At 71.9% G+C, this 15,333-nt stretch carries 15 protein-coding genes; 6 read left to right on the top strand and 9 right to left on the bottom strand.

The genetic code is table 11. From position 1 onward, the window contains the following. Window positions 1-62: 62 nt before the first annotated feature. Window positions 63-407: a cupin domain-containing protein gene (locus ACH45E_RS27730; protein ID WP_361446788.1), complete on the top strand. Its 345-nt coding sequence runs from the start codon at window positions 63-65 to the stop codon at window positions 405-407. Here ACH45E_RS27730 and ACH45E_RS27725 read toward each other — a convergent pair. Then, window positions 397-1,407 carry a LacI family DNA-binding transcriptional regulator gene (locus ACH45E_RS27725; RefSeq protein ID WP_361446786.1) on the bottom strand — a complete coding sequence of 337 codons (1,011 nt, stop codon included), beginning with the start codon at window positions 1,405-1,407 and terminating at the stop codon, window positions 397-399. The genes ACH45E_RS27730 and ACH45E_RS27725 overlap by 11 nt on opposite strands. A 110-nt stretch (window positions 1,408-1,517) precedes the next feature. On the opposite strand from ACH45E_RS27725, the gene ACH45E_RS27720 reads away from it, so the two are divergent. Beyond that, on the top strand, window positions 1,518-2,678 hold the full coding sequence (locus ACH45E_RS27720; protein ID WP_361446784.1) for a Gfo/Idh/MocA family oxidoreductase: 1,161 nt from the start codon (window positions 1,518-1,520) through the stop codon (window positions 2,676-2,678). On the opposite strand, the gene ACH45E_RS27715 is transcribed toward ACH45E_RS27720, so the two are convergent. After that, complete coding sequence (locus ACH45E_RS27715) at window positions 2,642-3,490, bottom strand: poly-gamma-glutamate hydrolase family protein (protein WP_361446782.1); 849 nt, start codon at window positions 3,488-3,490, stop codon at window positions 2,642-2,644. The genes ACH45E_RS27720 and ACH45E_RS27715 overlap by 37 nt on opposite strands. Before the next feature lie 10 nt (window positions 3,491-3,500). After that, window positions 3,501-4,532, bottom strand: coding sequence for a LacI family DNA-binding transcriptional regulator (locus tag ACH45E_RS27710; protein WP_361446780.1), 1,032 nt, complete (start codon window positions 4,530-4,532; stop codon window positions 3,501-3,503). A gap of 163 nt (window positions 4,533-4,695) precedes the next feature. Here ACH45E_RS27710 and ACH45E_RS27705 point away from each other — a divergent pair, with 163 nt between their 5' ends. The 3 genes from ACH45E_RS27705 to ACH45E_RS27695 are packed head-to-tail and all read left to right on the top strand — an operon-like array spanning window position 4,696 to window position 7,700. Beyond that, window positions 4,696-5,862, top strand: coding sequence for a phytanoyl-CoA dioxygenase family protein (locus ACH45E_RS27705; protein ID WP_361446778.1), 1,167 nt, complete (start codon window positions 4,696-4,698; stop codon window positions 5,860-5,862). Window positions 5,863-5,870: 8 nt separating this feature from the next. Beyond that, window positions 5,871-6,647 (top strand): SDR family oxidoreductase, encoded by a 777-nt coding sequence (locus ACH45E_RS27700; RefSeq protein WP_361446776.1) that lies wholly within the window; start codon window positions 5,871-5,873, stop codon window positions 6,645-6,647. 48 nt (window positions 6,648-6,695) lie between these two features. Then, the gene (locus ACH45E_RS27695; protein ID WP_361446774.1) at window positions 6,696-7,700 is read left to right on the top strand and encodes a Gfo/Idh/MocA family oxidoreductase; all 1,005 of its coding nucleotides are present in this window, start codon (window positions 6,696-6,698) and stop codon (window positions 7,698-7,700) included. Window positions 7,701-7,731: 31 nt separating this feature from the next. On the opposite strand, the gene ACH45E_RS27690 is transcribed toward ACH45E_RS27695, so the two are convergent. The 6 genes from ACH45E_RS27690 to ACH45E_RS27665 all read right to left on the bottom strand — a co-directional run bounded on the left by ACH45E_RS27690 (window position 7,732) and on the right by ACH45E_RS27665 (window position 13,258). Further along, window positions 7,732-7,947 carry a hypothetical protein gene (locus ACH45E_RS27690; RefSeq protein WP_361446772.1) on the bottom strand — a complete coding sequence of 72 codons (216 nt, stop codon included), beginning with the start codon at window positions 7,945-7,947 and terminating at the stop codon, window positions 7,732-7,734. A 50-nt stretch (window positions 7,948-7,997) separates the two neighbouring features. Then, window positions 7,998-9,242 (bottom strand): serine hydrolase domain-containing protein, encoded by a 1,245-nt coding sequence (locus ACH45E_RS27685; protein WP_361446770.1) that lies wholly within the window; start codon window positions 9,240-9,242, stop codon window positions 7,998-8,000. Window positions 9,243-9,341: 99 nt separating this feature from the next. Continuing rightward, window positions 9,342-10,244 (bottom strand): sugar phosphate isomerase/epimerase, encoded by a 903-nt coding sequence (locus ACH45E_RS27680; protein ID WP_361446768.1) that lies wholly within the window; start codon window positions 10,242-10,244, stop codon window positions 9,342-9,344. 2 nt (window positions 10,245-10,246) lie between these two features. Then, window positions 10,247-11,158, bottom strand: a complete 912-nt coding sequence (locus ACH45E_RS27675; protein ID WP_361446766.1) for an ATP-binding cassette domain-containing protein — start codon at window positions 11,156-11,158, stop codon at window positions 10,247-10,249. 4 nt (window positions 11,159-11,162) lie between these two features. After that, window positions 11,163-12,239, bottom strand: a complete 1,077-nt coding sequence (locus ACH45E_RS27670) for an ABC transporter permease (RefSeq protein ID WP_361446764.1) — start codon at window positions 12,237-12,239, stop codon at window positions 11,163-11,165. Continuing rightward, window positions 12,239-13,258, bottom strand: a complete 1,020-nt coding sequence (locus ACH45E_RS27665) for a sugar ABC transporter substrate-binding protein (RefSeq protein ID WP_361446762.1) — start codon at window positions 13,256-13,258, stop codon at window positions 12,239-12,241. Before ACH45E_RS27665 ends, ACH45E_RS27670 begins: the two co-directional genes overlap by 1 nt. Before the next feature lie 175 nt (window positions 13,259-13,433). On the opposite strand from ACH45E_RS27665, the gene iolD reads away from it, so the two are divergent. Further along, window positions 13,434-15,323 (top strand): 3D-(3,5/4)-trihydroxycyclohexane-1,2-dione acylhydrolase (decyclizing), encoded by a 1,890-nt coding sequence (gene iolD, locus ACH45E_RS27660; protein WP_361446760.1) that lies wholly within the window; start codon window positions 13,434-13,436, stop codon window positions 15,321-15,323. The last annotated feature ends 10 nt before the right edge of the window (window positions 15,324-15,333 follow it).

The following is a 15,333-nucleotide window of genomic DNA, read 5'->3' as shown; positions in this document are numbered from 1 at the left end:
GCGCCGATCCCCCACACTGTGTCCACGCCCGGGCGTCGTACCCCCCGGCTAGGGTCGCCGCCATGACCCACAGCTTCGCCCTGCACGTCCCCGACGCCGAGCTCGAACCCGAGCCTCTCGACCCGGAGCAGATCCTCTCCGGCACACCCGAGGTGACCTCAAAGGTGGTCTGGGAGTCGGCGGACGGCAGGCAGCTCCGCGGCATCTGGCAGATCACCCCTGGCGTGGTCACGGACACCGAGGCGGACGAACTGTTCGTGGTGCTCGGCGGCTCGGCCACGATCGAGGTCGAGGGCGGGCCCACGCTCCGGGTCGGGCCCGGCGACATGGCGGTGCTGCGCGCGGGCGACCGTACGACGTGGACGGTCCACGAGACGTTGCGGAAGGTGTACGCGATCAACCTGTGACGGCCCAGGGCGCCGCCGTCGTCCCCCGGATCCGCAGCGCCGGCGCGGCCAGGTGGACGCCGCCCGCTCCCCCGCCCCCGCCGAGCCGGTCCAGGAGGCAGCGGGCGGCACGGCGGCCGACCTCGTGCGGGGCGGTGTCGACGGTGGTCAGCCAGACGTGGCGCAGCCGGGCGATGCTGGTGTTGTCGTAGCCGGTCACGGACACGTCCCCGGGCACCCGCAGCCCCAGCTCCCCGGCGGCGGACAGCGCGCCGACGGAGGCGATGTCGTTCACGGCGAGGAGTGCGGTGGGCCGCTCCGGGCGGCTGAGCAGCCGTACGGCGGCGCGGTAGCCGCCCTCTTCGGTGAGGTCGCCCGGCTCCACCGCCGCCCGGTCGGCGAGCCCGTGCTCCCGCATCGTCGCCTCGAAGCCGCGGCGGCGCAGCTCAGCGACGGCGCCGTAGCCGGCGAGGTGCGCGATGCGGCGGTGGCCGAGCCCGATGAGGTGCTCGGTGACCAGCCGGGCGCCCTGCTCGTCGTCCCCGGCCACGATGTCGACGCCGGGCAGCACCGGCTCGCGGGCGCCCGCGACGACGACGGGCAGCCGCTCGGCGACCGCGGTGAGAACGTCCGGGTCGGGCAGGGTGCCGACGACCACCAGGCCGTCGACGCCGAGGTCCAGGAACGGGCCGGTCAGGTCGTGGCCGCCGCGACGGTTCAGGCGGGCGTCGGCGAGCAGCATGTGCAGGCCCGCCGCGTGCAGCAGCGGGTTGAGGCCGTCGAGGAGGTCGACGTACCAGGGGTTGCGGAGGTCGTTGAGGAGCACCCCGACCGTGCGTGTGCGCTGTTCGCTGAGGCTGCGTGCGGCGGCGTTCGGCCGGTAGCCGAGTTCCCGTACGGCCCGCAGCACGGCCTCCCGCTTCTCCGGGCGCACCTGACCGGAGCCGCGCAGCACCAGCGAGACCAGGGACTTGGACACGCCGGCCCGTTCGGCCACGTCGCGGATGGTCGGCGCTCTCATGCCGTGGACCGTTCCATGCGGCTGCCGAGCTGTCAAAGGGGTTGACACGCGGGAGAGGCCCGCTCAGGGTGGCCTGGACAGAAAATGGACCGGTCCAAAGAAGGGCTGTCATGGTGGAGACGCTGGGGGTCGCGGTCGTCGGGTTCGGCTGGATGGGCCGGGTGCACACCCAGGCGTACGCCCGTCTCCCGCACCACTATCCGCGGCTGGGCCTCAGGCCTGAGCTGGTCGCGGTCGCCGAGGAGGTGCCGGGCCGGGCCGAGGAGGCCGCCGAGCGGTTCGGGTTCGCCTCCGCCACCCGGGACTGGCGCGAGGTGGCCGCCGACCCCCGGGTGCAGGCGGTCAGCATCACCGCGCCGAACTTCCTGCACCGCCGGATCGGTGTCGCGATGGCCGAGGCCGGCAAGCACATCTGGATCGAGAAACCCGTGGGCCTGACCGCCGACGACGCCCGTGCGGTCGCCGGCGCGGTGGCGAAGGCGGGTGTGCGCGGCGCGGTGGGCTTCAACTACCGCAACGCGCCCGCCGTCGAGACCGCCCGCGACCTGATCGCCTCCGGCGGGATCGGCACCGTCACCCACGCCCGCGTCCGCCTCTTCAGCGACTATGCCGCTCATCCCGAAGGTGCGCTGACCTGGCGGTACGAGCGGGAGCGGGGCGGCAGCGGAGTCCTGGGCGACCTCGCCTCGCACGGCGTGGACCTCGCCCGGTACCTCCTCGGCGACATCGCGTCCCTGACCGCCGACACGGCCGTCTTCGTACCCGAACGCGCCCGTCCCACCGGCGCCACCGCCGGCCACACCCGGGCCACCGGCGGCGAACTCGGCCCGGTCGAGAACGAGGACTACGTCAACTGCCTGCTCCGCTTCGCCTCCGGCGCCCGCGGTGTCCTGGAGGCCTGCCGGGTCTCGGTCGGCGAGCAGAACAACTACGGCTTCGACGTGCACGGCACCCGGGGAGCGGTCTTCTGGGACTTCCGCCGCATGGGCGAACTCCGTGTCAGCCGCGGCACGGCCTACCAGGACCAGCCCGTCAGCACCGTCTACGTCGGTCCCGGCGACGGCGAGTTCGGGGCGTTCCAGCCGGGCGCCGCCAACGCCATGGGCTACGACGACCTGAAGGTCGTCGAGGCCGCCCGGTTCCTGCGCTCGGTCGCCGAGGGCAAGCCGTACGGTGCGACGCTCGCGGACGCCGTGCACAGTGCGGAGGCGCTGGACGCCATGGTGCGGTCGGCTCAGAGCGGCTCCTGGGTGGAGGTGGCCGGTCCCTGACCGTCCGGGCCCGCGGTGAGGCGGCCGACCCCGGCGACCAGCGCCTCGATCACCGGTGGCGGGGGTTCGTCGGGGACGCCGTCCCGTTTCGCCGGGCCGCTGGTGCGGGCCAGGAGCGGCAGTTCCACCTGGACTCCCGCCCGGCGGGTGAGGTTCACCGGGTTCCTGGGATGCAGCCCGCGCAGGCCGGCCGGAATCTCCGGGACGTGCGTGACGACCTGGAACCCGGGGGCGAGGGCGCCAGGGCCTGTTCTGAGTTCCCCGTCGTCCGCGCGGAGCGCGGGCGCAGCGGCGTTCGGTGCGTGCGATCGGCGTGCGGTGTCGCAGGTCATGTGGCGGAGCCACCTGTCCTGCGACACCGTGCGGCGAGCGTGCGTGCCGGGCGTCGGGGCGCAGGCGGGGAACTCAGAACAGGCCCTGAGTTCCCGGGCGAGGACGAGCGCCGCGTCGCGGTTGCCGCCGCCCAGGAAGACGGTGCGGGGGGCCTCGGGGCGCATGTGGCCGTGCAGGGAGACCGTGAGGGAGACCCGGGCCAGGAACGCGCGCAGGAGCGCGCAGTGGTCCACGGCCATGCGCGGGGACGGGATGTGCACGGGCCGCGGGGTCCCCGGCTGGGTGAAGACCAGGCTGGTGGCGCCGCAGCGGCGGGCCACGAGGTGCGCGAGTTCGGCCGTGCCGCCCTCGTTGCTGCCGTGCAGGGCCAGCAGTCCTACGTCGCCGCCCCTGTCGCCGCCCCGCACGAGGGTCGCGACCAGGGGGACGCCCTCGATCTCCACGTGCTCCATCTGTTCGGTCCGCTCGGCGCGCGTCACTGCGCCCCCTTCAACTCGCTGTCTGCACGGGCATGTTGTAGGGCGTGACGACCTGGATCGCCGACGGCAGGGTGGGCCCTGCCGGGGGCAGGGCGCCGTGGGCGCGCATCACCAGGTGGCAGGCCTCGCGCAGGTCGTGGCGCAGGTCGTGGTGGAGCACGGCGGACAGGCGGTGCTCGCGCAGCAGACCGGTGTTGTCCTGGTCGAGGTCGTGCGCGACGAACACGGCGCACGGGCGGCCGAGGTCCGCGAAGGCCCGCAGCGTGGCGATGTTGCCGCCGCCGATCGAGTACACCGCGCGGATCTCCGGGTCCCGTTCCAGGGCGGCCCGCACCAGGTCGTACTGGGTGGCGTCCAGCCCCTGCCCCTCCGCGAGCTCCACCAGCGCGCGCTCGGGGTACCGGGCCCGCATGGCGCTGCGGAAGCCCATCTCCCGCTCCTCCTCGTTGCGGAAGAAGCCGCTGCTGAGGCTGGTGAGGACGTTGCCGGGCCGGTCGCCGAGCCACTGGCCCATCAGGTAGGCGGCGGTGGCCCCGGCCGCCCGGTTGTCGATGCCGACGTAGCCGAGCCGGCCGCTGGCGGGCAGGTCGGTGACCAGGGTGACGACCGGGATCCCGGCCGCGGCCAGCCGTCCGACGGCGGCGGTGACCTCGGGGACGTCGGGGGCCTTGAGGATCACGCCCTGCGAGCCGCGCCGGACGATCCGGTCCAGGGTGGCGACCAGTTCCCGCACCGGCCCGGTCTCCCGGAAGTGGAACCGGGAGCGGAGCACCGCCGGGTGCAGGGCCGGCAGTTCGGCCTCCAGGGCGGCGCGCACGGCCGTGCTGAAGCGCTCGGGTGACTGCATCACGATGTCGACCATGAAGGTCCTGCCGACCAGCCGGACCTGGGTGCGCTGCCGGTCCAGGTCCGCGATGGCCCGGCGCACCTCCTGCGCGGTGCTCTGCCGCACGCCTCCCCTGCCGTTCAGCACGCGGTCCACCGTGGCCTCGCTGAGACCGGCCTGACGTGCGATCTCACGTATCGGGAAGGGATGGCCCATGACGGGGACTCCTCGGCTCCTTGAGGGGTTTTTGATGGCCTCGTGCTGGTTGTTCGAGGGGTTTGTACTGACAAGAATGACAGAGCCGCGTGTCGCCCCCGGAGCCGGCTCGCTCCCCTGGCCGAAGGGCCGGCTCGCTCCCGTGACCGAAGGAAGGACACCGATGTCCCTCGCCTCCGCAACAGGCCCCGCCTGGCTGTCCGAGCAGGACTGCGATCTCGACGCCTTCCGCGCTCTCGTGGAGCGCACCACGGACCCCGCCGACTACCCGCTCGCCGCGAGGGTGGAGCACAACGTCCTCGTCTACGACAGCGAGCGGCTGCGGGCGGCCGGGGACCACCACGCCGTGCGGGCCGAGCTGGTCCGCGCGCTGACCGACGGTCCCGGCATCGTGGTCTTCCAGGGCGCCTTCCCGGATCCGGCGGTCGTCGACCGGGCCACGGCCGTGTTCGACGCGCTGATCGCCGAGCAGCGGGCCTCGGGCGCGGGCGGCGGGGACCACTTCGCCCGGCCGGGCGCCAACGACCGGGTGTGGAACGCGCTGGAGAAGGCGGCGCTGTACGACCCCGAGGCGTTCGCCGACTACTACGCCAACGACATCCTGGCCCTGGTGTCGAGGGCCTGGCTGGGCCCCGGCTACCAGGTCACCTCCCAGGTCAACGTGGTCAACCCCGGCGGCGCCGCCCAGACCGTGCACCGCGACTACCACCTGGGCTTCCTCACGGCCGAGGCCGCCGCCGCGTACCCGGCGCACGTGCACCGGCTCTCCCCGGTGCTCACCCTCCAGGGTGCCGTCGCCCACTGCGACATGCCGGTCGAGTCCGGGCCGACGCTGTACCTGCCGTACTCGCAGGCGTACGAGCCCGGCTACCTGGCCTGGCGGCTGCCCGCGTTCCAGGCCTACTTCGAGGCCCACCACGTCCAGCTGCCCCTGGCCAAGGGCGACGCGGCCTTCTTCAACCCGGCGCTGTTCCACGCGGCCGGCCCGAACCGCACCACGGACGTCCGGCGCACGGCCAATCTCCTCCAGGTGTCCTCGGCCTTCGGGCGCGCGATGGAGACCGTCGACCGGGAGGCGGTGGTGAACGCGCTGTACCCGGTGCTGCTGAAGCGGAAGGCGGAGGGCGTCGGCGAGGCCTGGCTGGAGCACGTCGTCGCGGCGAGCGCCGAGGGCTACCCCTTCCCCACCAACCTCGACAGCGACCCGCCGGTGGACGGACTGGCCCCGCCCTCGCAGGCGGACCTCGTCCGGCGGGCGCTCAGTGCGCAATGGACCCCACAGGCGCTTCGCGCGGAGCTGCGCGCCGGTGCCGAGCGACGCGAGAGCTGAGGACACACATGGGACTTCTCGACGGCAAGGTCGTGCTGGTCAACGGGGGCAGCCAGGGGGTGGGTGCCGCGATCGCGCGGGCCGCGGTCCGCGAGGGGGCGGTCGTGGCCGTCACCGGGCGGCGCCCCGAGCCGGGCGAGGCCCTGGTGGCCGAGCTCGCGGCGGCCGGCGCCGAGGCCCTGTACGTACGCGCCGACCTCGCGGACGCCGAGCAGGCCAAGGCCGCCGTCGCGGAGGTCGTCGACGCCCGCGGCCGGGTGGACTGCCTGGTCAACTCGGCGGGCCTGACCTCCCGGGGCACTCTGCTGGACACCACGCCCGAACTGTTCGACCAGCACATCGCGATCAACCTCAAGGGACCGTTCTTCGCCATGCAGGCGGCCGTCGCCGACATGGTGGCCCGTAAGGCCCCCGGCACGATCGTCAACATCATCACCTCCTCGGCGCACGGCGGGCAGCCCTTCCTCGCGCCGTACGTCGCCGCCAAGGCCGGCCTGGCCGGCCTGACCCGCAACGCGGCGCACGCCCACCGCTGGGACCGGATCCGGATCAACGGCCTGAACATCGGCTGGACCGCCACCGAGGGCGAGGACGCGACGCAGCGGGCCTTCCACGGCGCCGGTGACGACTGGCGGGAACAGGCCGCGTCCCGGCTGCCGATGGGCAAGCTCGGCCAGCCGGACGAGATCGCCGACTTCGTGGTCCTCCTGCTGTCCGACCGGTCCGGCGTGGTCACCGGTTCGGTGATCGACTGGGACCAGAACGTCCTCGGCGGCCTCGACTAGCCCCCTTGGCACCCCCGCACCCCCCCGCACCTTAGGAGCTGCACCGGCATGCGTATCGGAATCCTCGGCCTCGGCCGCATCGGCGCCTTCCACGCCGAGACCCTCTCCGGGCTCGACGCCGTCGAGTCCCTCGTCGTCGCCGACCCCGTGGCGGACGCGGCCAAGGCCGCCGCCGACCGGTTCGGGGCCGAGGTCGCGGACTCGCCCGAGGCGGTCCTGGCCGCCGGGGTGGACGCTCTCGTGGTGGCCGCGGCCACCGACGCCCATCCCGCCCTGATCGTGGCCGGCGTGGAGGCCGGCGTACCCGTCTTCTGCGAGAAGCCCGTCGCCCGCACCATGCGGGAGGGCGTCGAGGTGCTGCGGGCCGTCGAGGGCAGCGACGTACCGGTCCAGATCGGCTACAACCGCCGCTTCGACGTCGGCTTCGTGGCCGCGCGGGCCGCCGTACAGGCCGGTGAGCTGGGCAAGCTGCACACGGTCCGCTCGACGACGCTGGACCCGGCCCCGCCCCCGGCCGCGTACGTCGCCGCCTCCGGCGGTATCTTCCGCGACTGCTCCGTGCACGACTTCGACATCATCCGCTGGGTGACCGGCCGCGAGGTGACCGAGGTGTACGCGGTCGGCGGCAACCGGGGCGCCGAGTACATCAAGGAGGCGGGCGACGCCGACACCACCGGCGCGATCCTCACCCTCGACGACGGCACGATCGCGGTGATCTCCAACAGCCGTCACAACGCCCGCGGTTACGACGTCCGGATGGAGCTGCACGGCTTCACGGACTCCATCGCCGTCGGCCTGGACGACAAGCTCCCGCTGCGCTCCGTCGAGCCCGGTGTGACCTTCCCGGCCGGCACCCCGCACGACTTCTTCATGGACCGCTTCACCGACGCCTACCGCGCCGAACTCACCGCGTTCACCGAGGTCGTCGCCGGTACCCGTCCCTCGCCCTGCACGATCGCGGACGCCCTGGAGGCCGGCTGGATCGCGGAGGCCTGCACCCTGTCGCTGCACGAGCACCGGCCGGTGACCATCGCGGAGGTCCGCGGCGCCTGAGCGGGCCCTCAGGCCCTTGGACCCTCAGGCCTCACAGGCAGTAACGCACCATCCACTCGTCCGGATTGTAGGCGTCGCGCGCCGGGTCCGGCCGGGTGGCCGGTCGTTCCTCCACCGTGTCCTCCAGCCGCACGGGCTCGGGCAGCGCCCCGAACCGGGACCGGCGCGCGCCGGCCTCGGCGGTGTCCTGTGTGCCCTCTGTGGCCTGCGTGGCCTGTGTGCCCTCGTTCTTCGACTCGCCGTTCATCCGGTCCTCCCCGTCGCGGTGGCAACACCCCGTCACCCTCTTCAACGTCCTCACCGCGCCGCCGGTTCCGCGGGCAGGTCGAAAACGTGGTCCGGGGAGACGATCCTGGTGACGGCCTGTCCGAAGAGGGTGCTGGGTTCGGTCCCCCTGTGGTCGATGTCGGTGTTCAGCAGCACGACGAGGGTCGCCCGGGCCGCCGGGAGGTAGACGGTGAGGGACTCGTAGCCGGGCAGGGAGCCGTTGTGGCCGATCCAGCCCTGGACGTCGAAGACGCCGAGGCCGTATCCGGCGCCCGGGATGGGCGTCGGGGGTGTGGTGAGCCGCTGCTTCTGGGTGGCGGGGCTGATCAGGGTGCGTCCGTCGGGCAGTTGTCCCGTGGCGACCGTGCGCGCCCAGACCCGCAGGTCGTCCAGGTCGGAGATCATCGCGCCGGCCGCCCAGCCCCAGGACGGGTTCCAGTCCGCCGCGTCCTCGACCCGGCCGGTCGCGGTCTGGTCGGTGTACCCCTGCGCGTGCGGCCTCGGGAACTCGTCGCCGGCGGGGAACAGGGTGTGGTCGAGGCCGGCCGGGCCCAGCACGTTCTGGTGGATGTAGTCCGCGAGCGAGAGGCCGCTGATCCGCTCGACGACCAGACCGAGCAGGATCAGGTTGGTGTTGCTGTAGTCGAACTTCGCCCCCGGTGGGAACAGCACGGGATGGCCGAAGGCGTAGTCGAGCAGTTGCTGCGGGGTGAACGGCCGTTGCGGATCCGAGGTCAGCGCCTTGAAGAAGCCGTCGTCCTCGGAGTAGTTGAACAGTCCGCTGCGCATGCCGGCCAGCTCGCGCAGGGTGATCCGGTCGCCGTTCGGCACGCCGTCGACGTACTTGTCGATCGTGTCGTCCAGCCCGGCCTTGCCCTGGTCGACCAGTTCCAGCAGCGCCGTCACGGTGAACGTCTTCGTCTCGCTGCCGATCCGCATGTACAGGTCGGAGGACATCGGCCGGCCGGTCGCCTTGTCGGCGACGCCGAAGGACCTCACGTACCGGCCCTTGTCCGGTGTCCACAGCCCGACGACGACCCCGGGGACGTTCGCCTCCCGCATCACGCCCTGCACGGCCGTGTCGAGTTGCCGCCGCACGGCGGGCGTGAGCTCGCGGACCTCGTCACCCGAGACGGAGGGCGAGGGCTGCGCCGGGGCGGCGGAGGCGGCCGACGGCGGCGGGGCGGCGGCCCAGCCCGCGGCCGGCGTCACCAGCGTCCCCACCGCGGTGGCGGCGACGGCCCCCCTGCGCAGTCGTGCTGGCATGTGCGACATGGGCGTACTCCCGACGTCGGCTGCCCCCAGGAGTCGGTCATTCCACGATAGGAGCGCCCGCGCGCCGCCGCCTGTCGGCGGTGACGCGCGGGCGTCGTGTCAGGCCCCGCAGGAGCGCAGGAACTGCCGGGTGCGCACCGCGATGGGCAGCGGCTTGTCGGGCTCGCAGGGGTACATGTCCTGCTCGACGATGGCGAACAGTTCCACGCCGAGCCGCTGTGCCGCGACCAGTACGGGCTCCAACTCGGGTACTCCGCAGGGCGGTTCGCACATCACCCCGCGCTGCACCGCCGGGCCGAACGGCACCTCGTTCTTCACGACGTCGGCGAGGATCTCCGGGTCGACCTGCTTGAGGTGCAGATAGCCGATCCGCTCGCCGTAGGTCTCGATCAGCTTGACGCTGTCGCCTCCGCAGTAGGCGTAGTGACCGGTGTCCAGGCAGAGGTTGACGAGTTCGGAGTCGGTGGAGTCGAGGAACCGCTCGACATGGCCCTCGGTGTCGATGTGCGTGTCGGCGTGCGGGTGGACGACGATGTCGAGGCCGTAGACCTCCTTGACCTCGTGGCCGAGCCGCTCCATGCCCTTGGTGAGGTGGGCCCACTGCTCGTTGGTCAACTCCGGCGGCTCGAGGATCTCGGCGGTCTTGTCGTCCCGCCAGAAGGAGGGGATGACGACGAGGTGCTTCGCCCCCATGTCCCGGGTGAGCGCCGCGACCTGGCCGACGTGCTCCCAGGTGGACTCCCAGACGGACGGGCCGCGGTGCATGCCGGTGAAGACCGTGCCGGCCGACACCCTCAGGTCCCGCCGGTGCAACTCGTCGGTGAGGCGGGCCGGGTCGGTGGGCAGATAGCCGTACGGTCCCAGCTCGATCCAGGAGTAGCCGGCGCCGGCGACCTCGTCGAGGAAGCGCTGCCAGGGCACCTGCCGCGGATCGTCGGGGAACCAGACTCCCCAGGAATCGGGGGCCGAGCCCACCCGGATGCGGTCGAGGGCGTTGGCCATGGTCAGGAGCTCCCTTCCGGAGAATTCGCCACGGGTGCGGTGAGGTCCTTCTCCTCGGGGAGTTCTTCGACGTCGACGCCGCGGACCTGGGCCAGTTCGTGTTTGAGGGCGGCGAGTTCGGCGCCGCCGGCCATGTGGTTGGTCAGCTCCTCCAGGCTGACCTCGCTGCGGTCGGCGGACAGTTCGAGGGTGCCCAGGCGCAGGACGCTGAAGTGGTCGCCGACCATGTAGGCGTGGTGGGGGTTGTGGGTGATGAAGATGACGCCGAGGCCGCGGTCGCGGGCGGCGGCGATGTACTTGAGGACCACGCCCGACTGCTTCACGCCGAGCGCGGCGGTGGGCTCGTCGAGGATGAGGACGCGGGCGCCGAAGTAGACGGCCCGGGCGATGGCGACGCACTGGCGCTGGCCGCCGGAGAGGGTGCCGATGGGCTGTTCGAGGTCGTCGAGGATGATGCCCATGTTGCGCAGTTCCTGGTCCGCGGTCTGCTTCATGGCGGCGATGTCGAGACGGCGCACGGGCCACGGGCCCTTGGTCATCTCTGAGCCCAGGAAGAAGTTGCGCCACACCGGCATCAGCGGCACGGTCGCCAGGTCCTGGTAGACCGTGGCGATACCGCGGTCGAGGGCCTCGCGGGGGGTGGAGAAGCGCACGGGGGTGCCGTCGACGAGGAAGTCGCCCTCGGTGTGCTGGTGCAACCCCGAGACGATCTTGATGAGGGTGGACTTGCCCGCACCGTTGTCACCCAGGACGCAGGTGACCCGGCTGGGGTGGACCTTGAGGTCGACGCCGTGCAGGGCGCGGACGTTGCCGTAGGACTTGCCCGCGTTGCGCAGTTCGACGATCGCCCCGTCCTCGGGGGGCACCGTGTCCTCGAGGACGGCGCCGTGCGTTCCGGTTCCGTTGGTCGTCATCGGGTCACCTCCTGGTCGCGGTGCGCTGGACCCACAGATTGATCAGTACGGCGCCGAGCAGCATCACGCCGAGGAACGCCTTGAACCAGTCCGGGTTCCAGCCGGCGTAGACGATGCCCTGGTTCACCATGCCGAACATGAAGGCACCGAAGACCGGGCCGATCGCCGAGCCGTAGCCGCCGGTCAGCAGGCAGCCGCCGATCACCGCCGCGGCGATGTAGATCAGCTCCTGCCCGACACCCTCGCCGGACTGCACGGTGTTGAAGGAGAACAGCTGGTGCATGCCGAGGAACCAGGCGCCGAAGCCCACGGTCATGAACAGCGTGATCTTGGTGAAGTTCACCGGGACGCCGACGGCTCGCGCGCTGTCCTTGTTGCCGCCGACGGCGAAGATCCAGTTGCCGTACTTGGTGCGCAGCAGCACCCAGGTGGCGATGGCCGCGAAGACCAGCCACCACACCACGGTGATCTTCACCTGCACCCCGCCGACGTCGAACGAGGAGGCGAAGACCTTCTTCGCCTGGTCGAAGCCGTCCATGTCGCTGATGTCGTCGGTGGCCACGTTGTTGGTGATCAGCTTGGTGACCGCGAGGTTGACCCCTTGGAGGATCAGGAAGGTGCCCAGGGTGACCAGGAAGCTCGGCAGCCCGGTGCGGACCACCATCCAGCCGTTGAAGGCGCCGATGCCGAGCGAGACGAACAGCGCGACGATCACGCCGACCCACACGTTCATGGTCAGCTGGTAGCTGAGCATGCTCGCGGTGAGCGCCGAGGTGATCACGGCGACACCGGACGACAGGTCGAACTCGCCGCCGATCATCAGCAGGGCCACCGGCAGCGCCATGATCCCGATGGTCGACGACTGGTAGAGGACCGTGGCCATCGAGCTGCCCTGGCGGACCGTGGGCGCCGCGATCAGGAAGAAGACCAGAACGGCCGCGGCGCCGAGGAAGACGCCCACTTCGGGGCGGGCCAGCAGCCGGAGCACCAGGGGCCGTTCGGTGGTGCGTCCGTCGGTCTTCCTGGGGCCGCCGCCCGGCGGTGCGCCCACCGCCGGGTCAGCCTGCTGGGCCATGCTCATCACCGGGTGCCCTTCGCGGCGAACTGGGCGACGGTGTCGACGTTGGACTTGTCGACGAAGGCCGGGCCGGTCAGCACCGGCTGCTCGCCACCGCCGCTGTAGTTGCCGTTGTTCTTGTAGAGCCAGAGGGAGTCGATCGCCAGGTAGCCCTGGAGGTAGGGCTGCTGGTCCACGGCGAACTGGATGGTGCCCTTCTTGATGGCGTTGGTCAGGTCCTTGTTCAGGTCGAAGGTGGCGACCTTGGCCTTGCTGCCCGCTTCGCTCACCGACTGCACGGCGGTCAGCGCGTAGGGGGCGCCGAGGGCGACGACGTAGTCGATGGCGGAGTCCTGCTTGAGCTTGGCGGTGATCGTCGACTGCACGGACGGCATGTCGGTGCCGTTCACGTACAGCGTCTCGGTCTTGCCGGAGAACGTCTTCTTCACACCGTCGCAGCGCTGGGTGAGGCCGACGTTGCCCTGCTCCTGGACCACGCAGACGGCCTTCTTGGCGCCCTCCTGGTTCAGCCGCTTGCCGAGCGCCTCGCCGGCCACGCTCTCGTCCTGCCCGAAGAACTCCATCAGGCCCAGCTTCTTCCAGTCACTGACGCCCGAGTTGAGGCCGACCACGGGTATCTTCGCGGCGGTCGCCTTGCTGACGACGTCCTTCATGGCGTCGGGCTTGGCGAGGGTGATGGCGATGCCGTCGACCTTCTGGTCGATCGCGTTCTGCACCAGGCTGGCCTGCTGCCCGGCGTTCGGGTCGTGCGAGTAGATGAGGTTGATGTTGTCCTTGGCGGCCGCGGCCTCGGCGCCCTTGCGGACGATGTCCCAGAAGGTGTCGCCGGGCGCCTGGTGGGTGACGAGGGCGACCGTCATACGGGGAGTGGTGGCCTTGCCCGCGGAGGCGTCCGACGCTTTTTCCTCGGCCTTCTTCCCTCCCGAACTGCTGGAGCAGCCGGCGAGGGTCAGAGCTGCCACGGCGGCCACGGCCACGACGGGGGCCAGTCTGCGGGAGCGGGAGAGAGAAGAGCGGTCCATTTGTCCTGCACCTCACTGTGCGACGGGGGAAAGGACGCTGTTGCGCTGGGACGCGATCCAAGTCCCTGGGCACGCCCGCTGTCAATAACTTTGTCAAGACATCCTTTCAGGATCAGGTCCGTATGTAAGTACAATCAATTGACAGTGCCGCCGCCCGCGCCTACATCTAAGAGGCATGAGCCACTCGAGTCAGTCAACCCGCCGCCTGACCGTCGCGCAGGCGCTGGTGCGGTTCCTCTCCGTCCAGTACACCGAACGCGACGGCGTCCGGCACCGGCTGATCGCCGGCACCTGGGGGATCTTCGGCCACGGCAACGTCGCCGGGATCGGGCAGGCCCTCGTGGAATACCCCGATCTGATGCCCTTCCACCAGGGCCGCAACGAGCAGGCCATGGTGCACGCGGCCGTCGCACACGCCCGGCACCTCGACCGGCTGTCCGCGCAGGCGGTGACCACGTCCATCGGTCCGGGAGCGACCAACCTGGTCACGGGCGCGGCCCTGGCCACGATCAACCGCCTGCCCGTGCTGCTCCTCCCCGGCGACACCTTCGCCACCCGCCCCGCCGATCCCCTGCTCCAGCAGCTGGAGCACCCGTCCGAGGCCGACGTGTCCGTGAACGACACCCTGCGCCCCGTCTGCCGCTACTTCGACCGCGTCACCCGCGCGGAGGCCCTGATCCCCTCCGCGCTGAACGCCATGCGCGTGCTGGCGGACCCCGCTCAGACCGGTGCCGTCACGCTGGCGCTGCCGCAGGACGTACAGGTGGAGGCCTTCGACTGGCCGGAGGAGTTCTTCGCCGAGCGCGTCTGGCACGTCCGCCGCCCCGCCCCGGACCCGGCCGAGCTCGCCGCCGCCGTAGAGGCCGTCCGTGCCGCCGAGCGGCCGCTGATCGTCGCGGGCGGCGGAGTCCACCACAGCCGGGCCGAGGAGGCGCTCAGGGAGCTGGTGGAGGCCACCGGCATCCCCGTCGCCTCGACGCAGGCGGGCAAGGGCTCCCTCAGGTACGACCATCCCGCCGACGTGGGCGGCATCGGCCACACCGGCACGGCGGTCGCCGACGGCCTCGCCCGCACCGCCGACCTGGTCATCGGGATCGGCACCCGGTACACCGACTTCACCACCGCCTCCGGCACGCTGTTCCAGCACCCGGGCGTCCGCTTCCTGGGCGTCAACATCACCGGCTTCGACGCCCACAAACTGGCCGCGCGGACCGTGGTGGCCGACGCCCGGGCCGCCCTGGAGGCGCTCGGCGCGGAGCTGACCGGGTACCGCGTGGACCCGGCGTACGAGGCGGAGTACCGCGCGGGCAAGGAGCGCTGGGAGCAGGTCGTGACGGCCGCCTACCGGGCCGACGACGAGGACGCCGTACCGACCCAGACACAGGTGCTGGGCGCCCTGGACGCGGTGGCCGGAGACGAGGACGTGGTGATCAACGCGGCGGGCTCGCTCCCCGGCGACCTGCACAAGCTGTGGCGAGCCCGCGGCCGGCGCCAGTACCACCTGGAGTACGGCTACTCGTGCATGGGCTACGAGATCCCGGCGGGCATCGGCGTCCAGCAGGCGGCCCCGGACACCGTGGTCTGGTCGCTGGTCGGGGACGGTACGTATCTGATGATGCCGACCGAGATCGTCACCGCCGTCCAGGAGGGGCTGCCCGTCAAGCTGGTGCTGATCCAGAACCACGGGTACGCCTCCATCGGCGGCCTGTCCGAGTCGGTGGGCGGCGAGCGGTTCGGCACCGCCTACCGGTACCGGGCGGCCGACGGCACCTTCTCGGGCGCCCCGCTGCCCGTGGACCTGGCCGCCAACGCGGCGAGCCTCGGCATGGACGTGCTGCGCGCCAAGACGGTCCGGGAGCTGCGCGAGGCGCTCGCCACGGCCCGCGCCGCCGACCGGCCGGCCTGTGTGTACGTCGAGACGGACCTGCATGGTCCCGCCCCCGCCGCTCCCCCGGCCGAGGCCTGGTGGGACGTACCCGTCGCCGAGACGGCCTCGCGCGAGGCCGCCGTACGGGCCCGCGAGGACTACGACCGGCAGGTCGCGGCCCGCCGCCGGCACCTCTGACCTTCCCCAC

This window comes from Streptomyces sp. NPDC020299 (assembly GCF_044387825.1).
Lineage (GTDB): Bacteria > Actinomycetota > Actinomycetes > Streptomycetales > Streptomycetaceae > Streptomyces.
Note: the sequence above shows the minus strand (reverse complement) of the source record. Positions and strands in the feature narration are given on the sequence as shown.

Excerpts from the sequence above, each read along its gene's own strand:
- ACH45E_RS27680 (WP_361446768.1), bottom strand. The coding sequence starts at position 10,244 with ATGGCCAACGCCCTCGACCGCATCCGGGTGGGCTCGGCCCCCGATTCC.
- ACH45E_RS27725 (WP_361446786.1), bottom strand. The coding sequence starts at position 1,407 with ATGAGAGCGCCGACCATCCGCGACGTGGCCGAACGGGCCGGCGTGTCC.
- ACH45E_RS27675 (WP_361446766.1), bottom strand. The coding sequence starts at position 11,158 with ATGACGACCAACGGAACCGGAACGCACGGCGCCGTCCTCGAGGACACG.
- ACH45E_RS27705 (WP_361446778.1), top strand. The coding sequence starts at position 4,696 with ATGTCCCTCGCCTCCGCAACAGGCCCCGCCTGGCTGTCCGAGCAGGAC.
- ACH45E_RS27690 (WP_361446772.1), bottom strand. The coding sequence starts at position 7,947 with ATGAACGGCGAGTCGAAGAACGAGGGCACACAGGCCACGCAGGCCACA.
- ACH45E_RS27720 (WP_361446784.1), top strand. The coding sequence starts at position 1,518 with ATGGTGGAGACGCTGGGGGTCGCGGTCGTCGGGTTCGGCTGGATGGGC.
- iolD (WP_361446760.1), top strand. The coding sequence starts at position 13,434 with ATGAGCCACTCGAGTCAGTCAACCCGCCGCCTGACCGTCGCGCAGGCG.
- ACH45E_RS27695 (WP_361446774.1), top strand. The coding sequence starts at position 6,696 with ATGCGTATCGGAATCCTCGGCCTCGGCCGCATCGGCGCCTTCCACGCC.
- ACH45E_RS27710 (WP_361446780.1), bottom strand. The coding sequence starts at position 4,532 with ATGGGCCATCCCTTCCCGATACGTGAGATCGCACGTCAGGCCGGTCTC.
- ACH45E_RS27665 (WP_361446762.1), bottom strand. The coding sequence starts at position 13,258 with ATGGACCGCTCTTCTCTCTCCCGCTCCCGCAGACTGGCCCCCGTCGTG.
- ACH45E_RS27670 (WP_361446764.1), bottom strand. The coding sequence starts at position 12,239 with ATGAGCATGGCCCAGCAGGCTGACCCGGCGGTGGGCGCACCGCCGGGC.
- ACH45E_RS27730 (WP_361446788.1), top strand. The coding sequence starts at position 63 with ATGACCCACAGCTTCGCCCTGCACGTCCCCGACGCCGAGCTCGAACCC.
- ACH45E_RS27700 (WP_361446776.1), top strand. The coding sequence starts at position 5,871 with ATGGGACTTCTCGACGGCAAGGTCGTGCTGGTCAACGGGGGCAGCCAG.
- ACH45E_RS27685 (WP_361446770.1), bottom strand. The coding sequence starts at position 9,242 with ATGTCGCACATGCCAGCACGACTGCGCAGGGGGGCCGTCGCCGCCACC.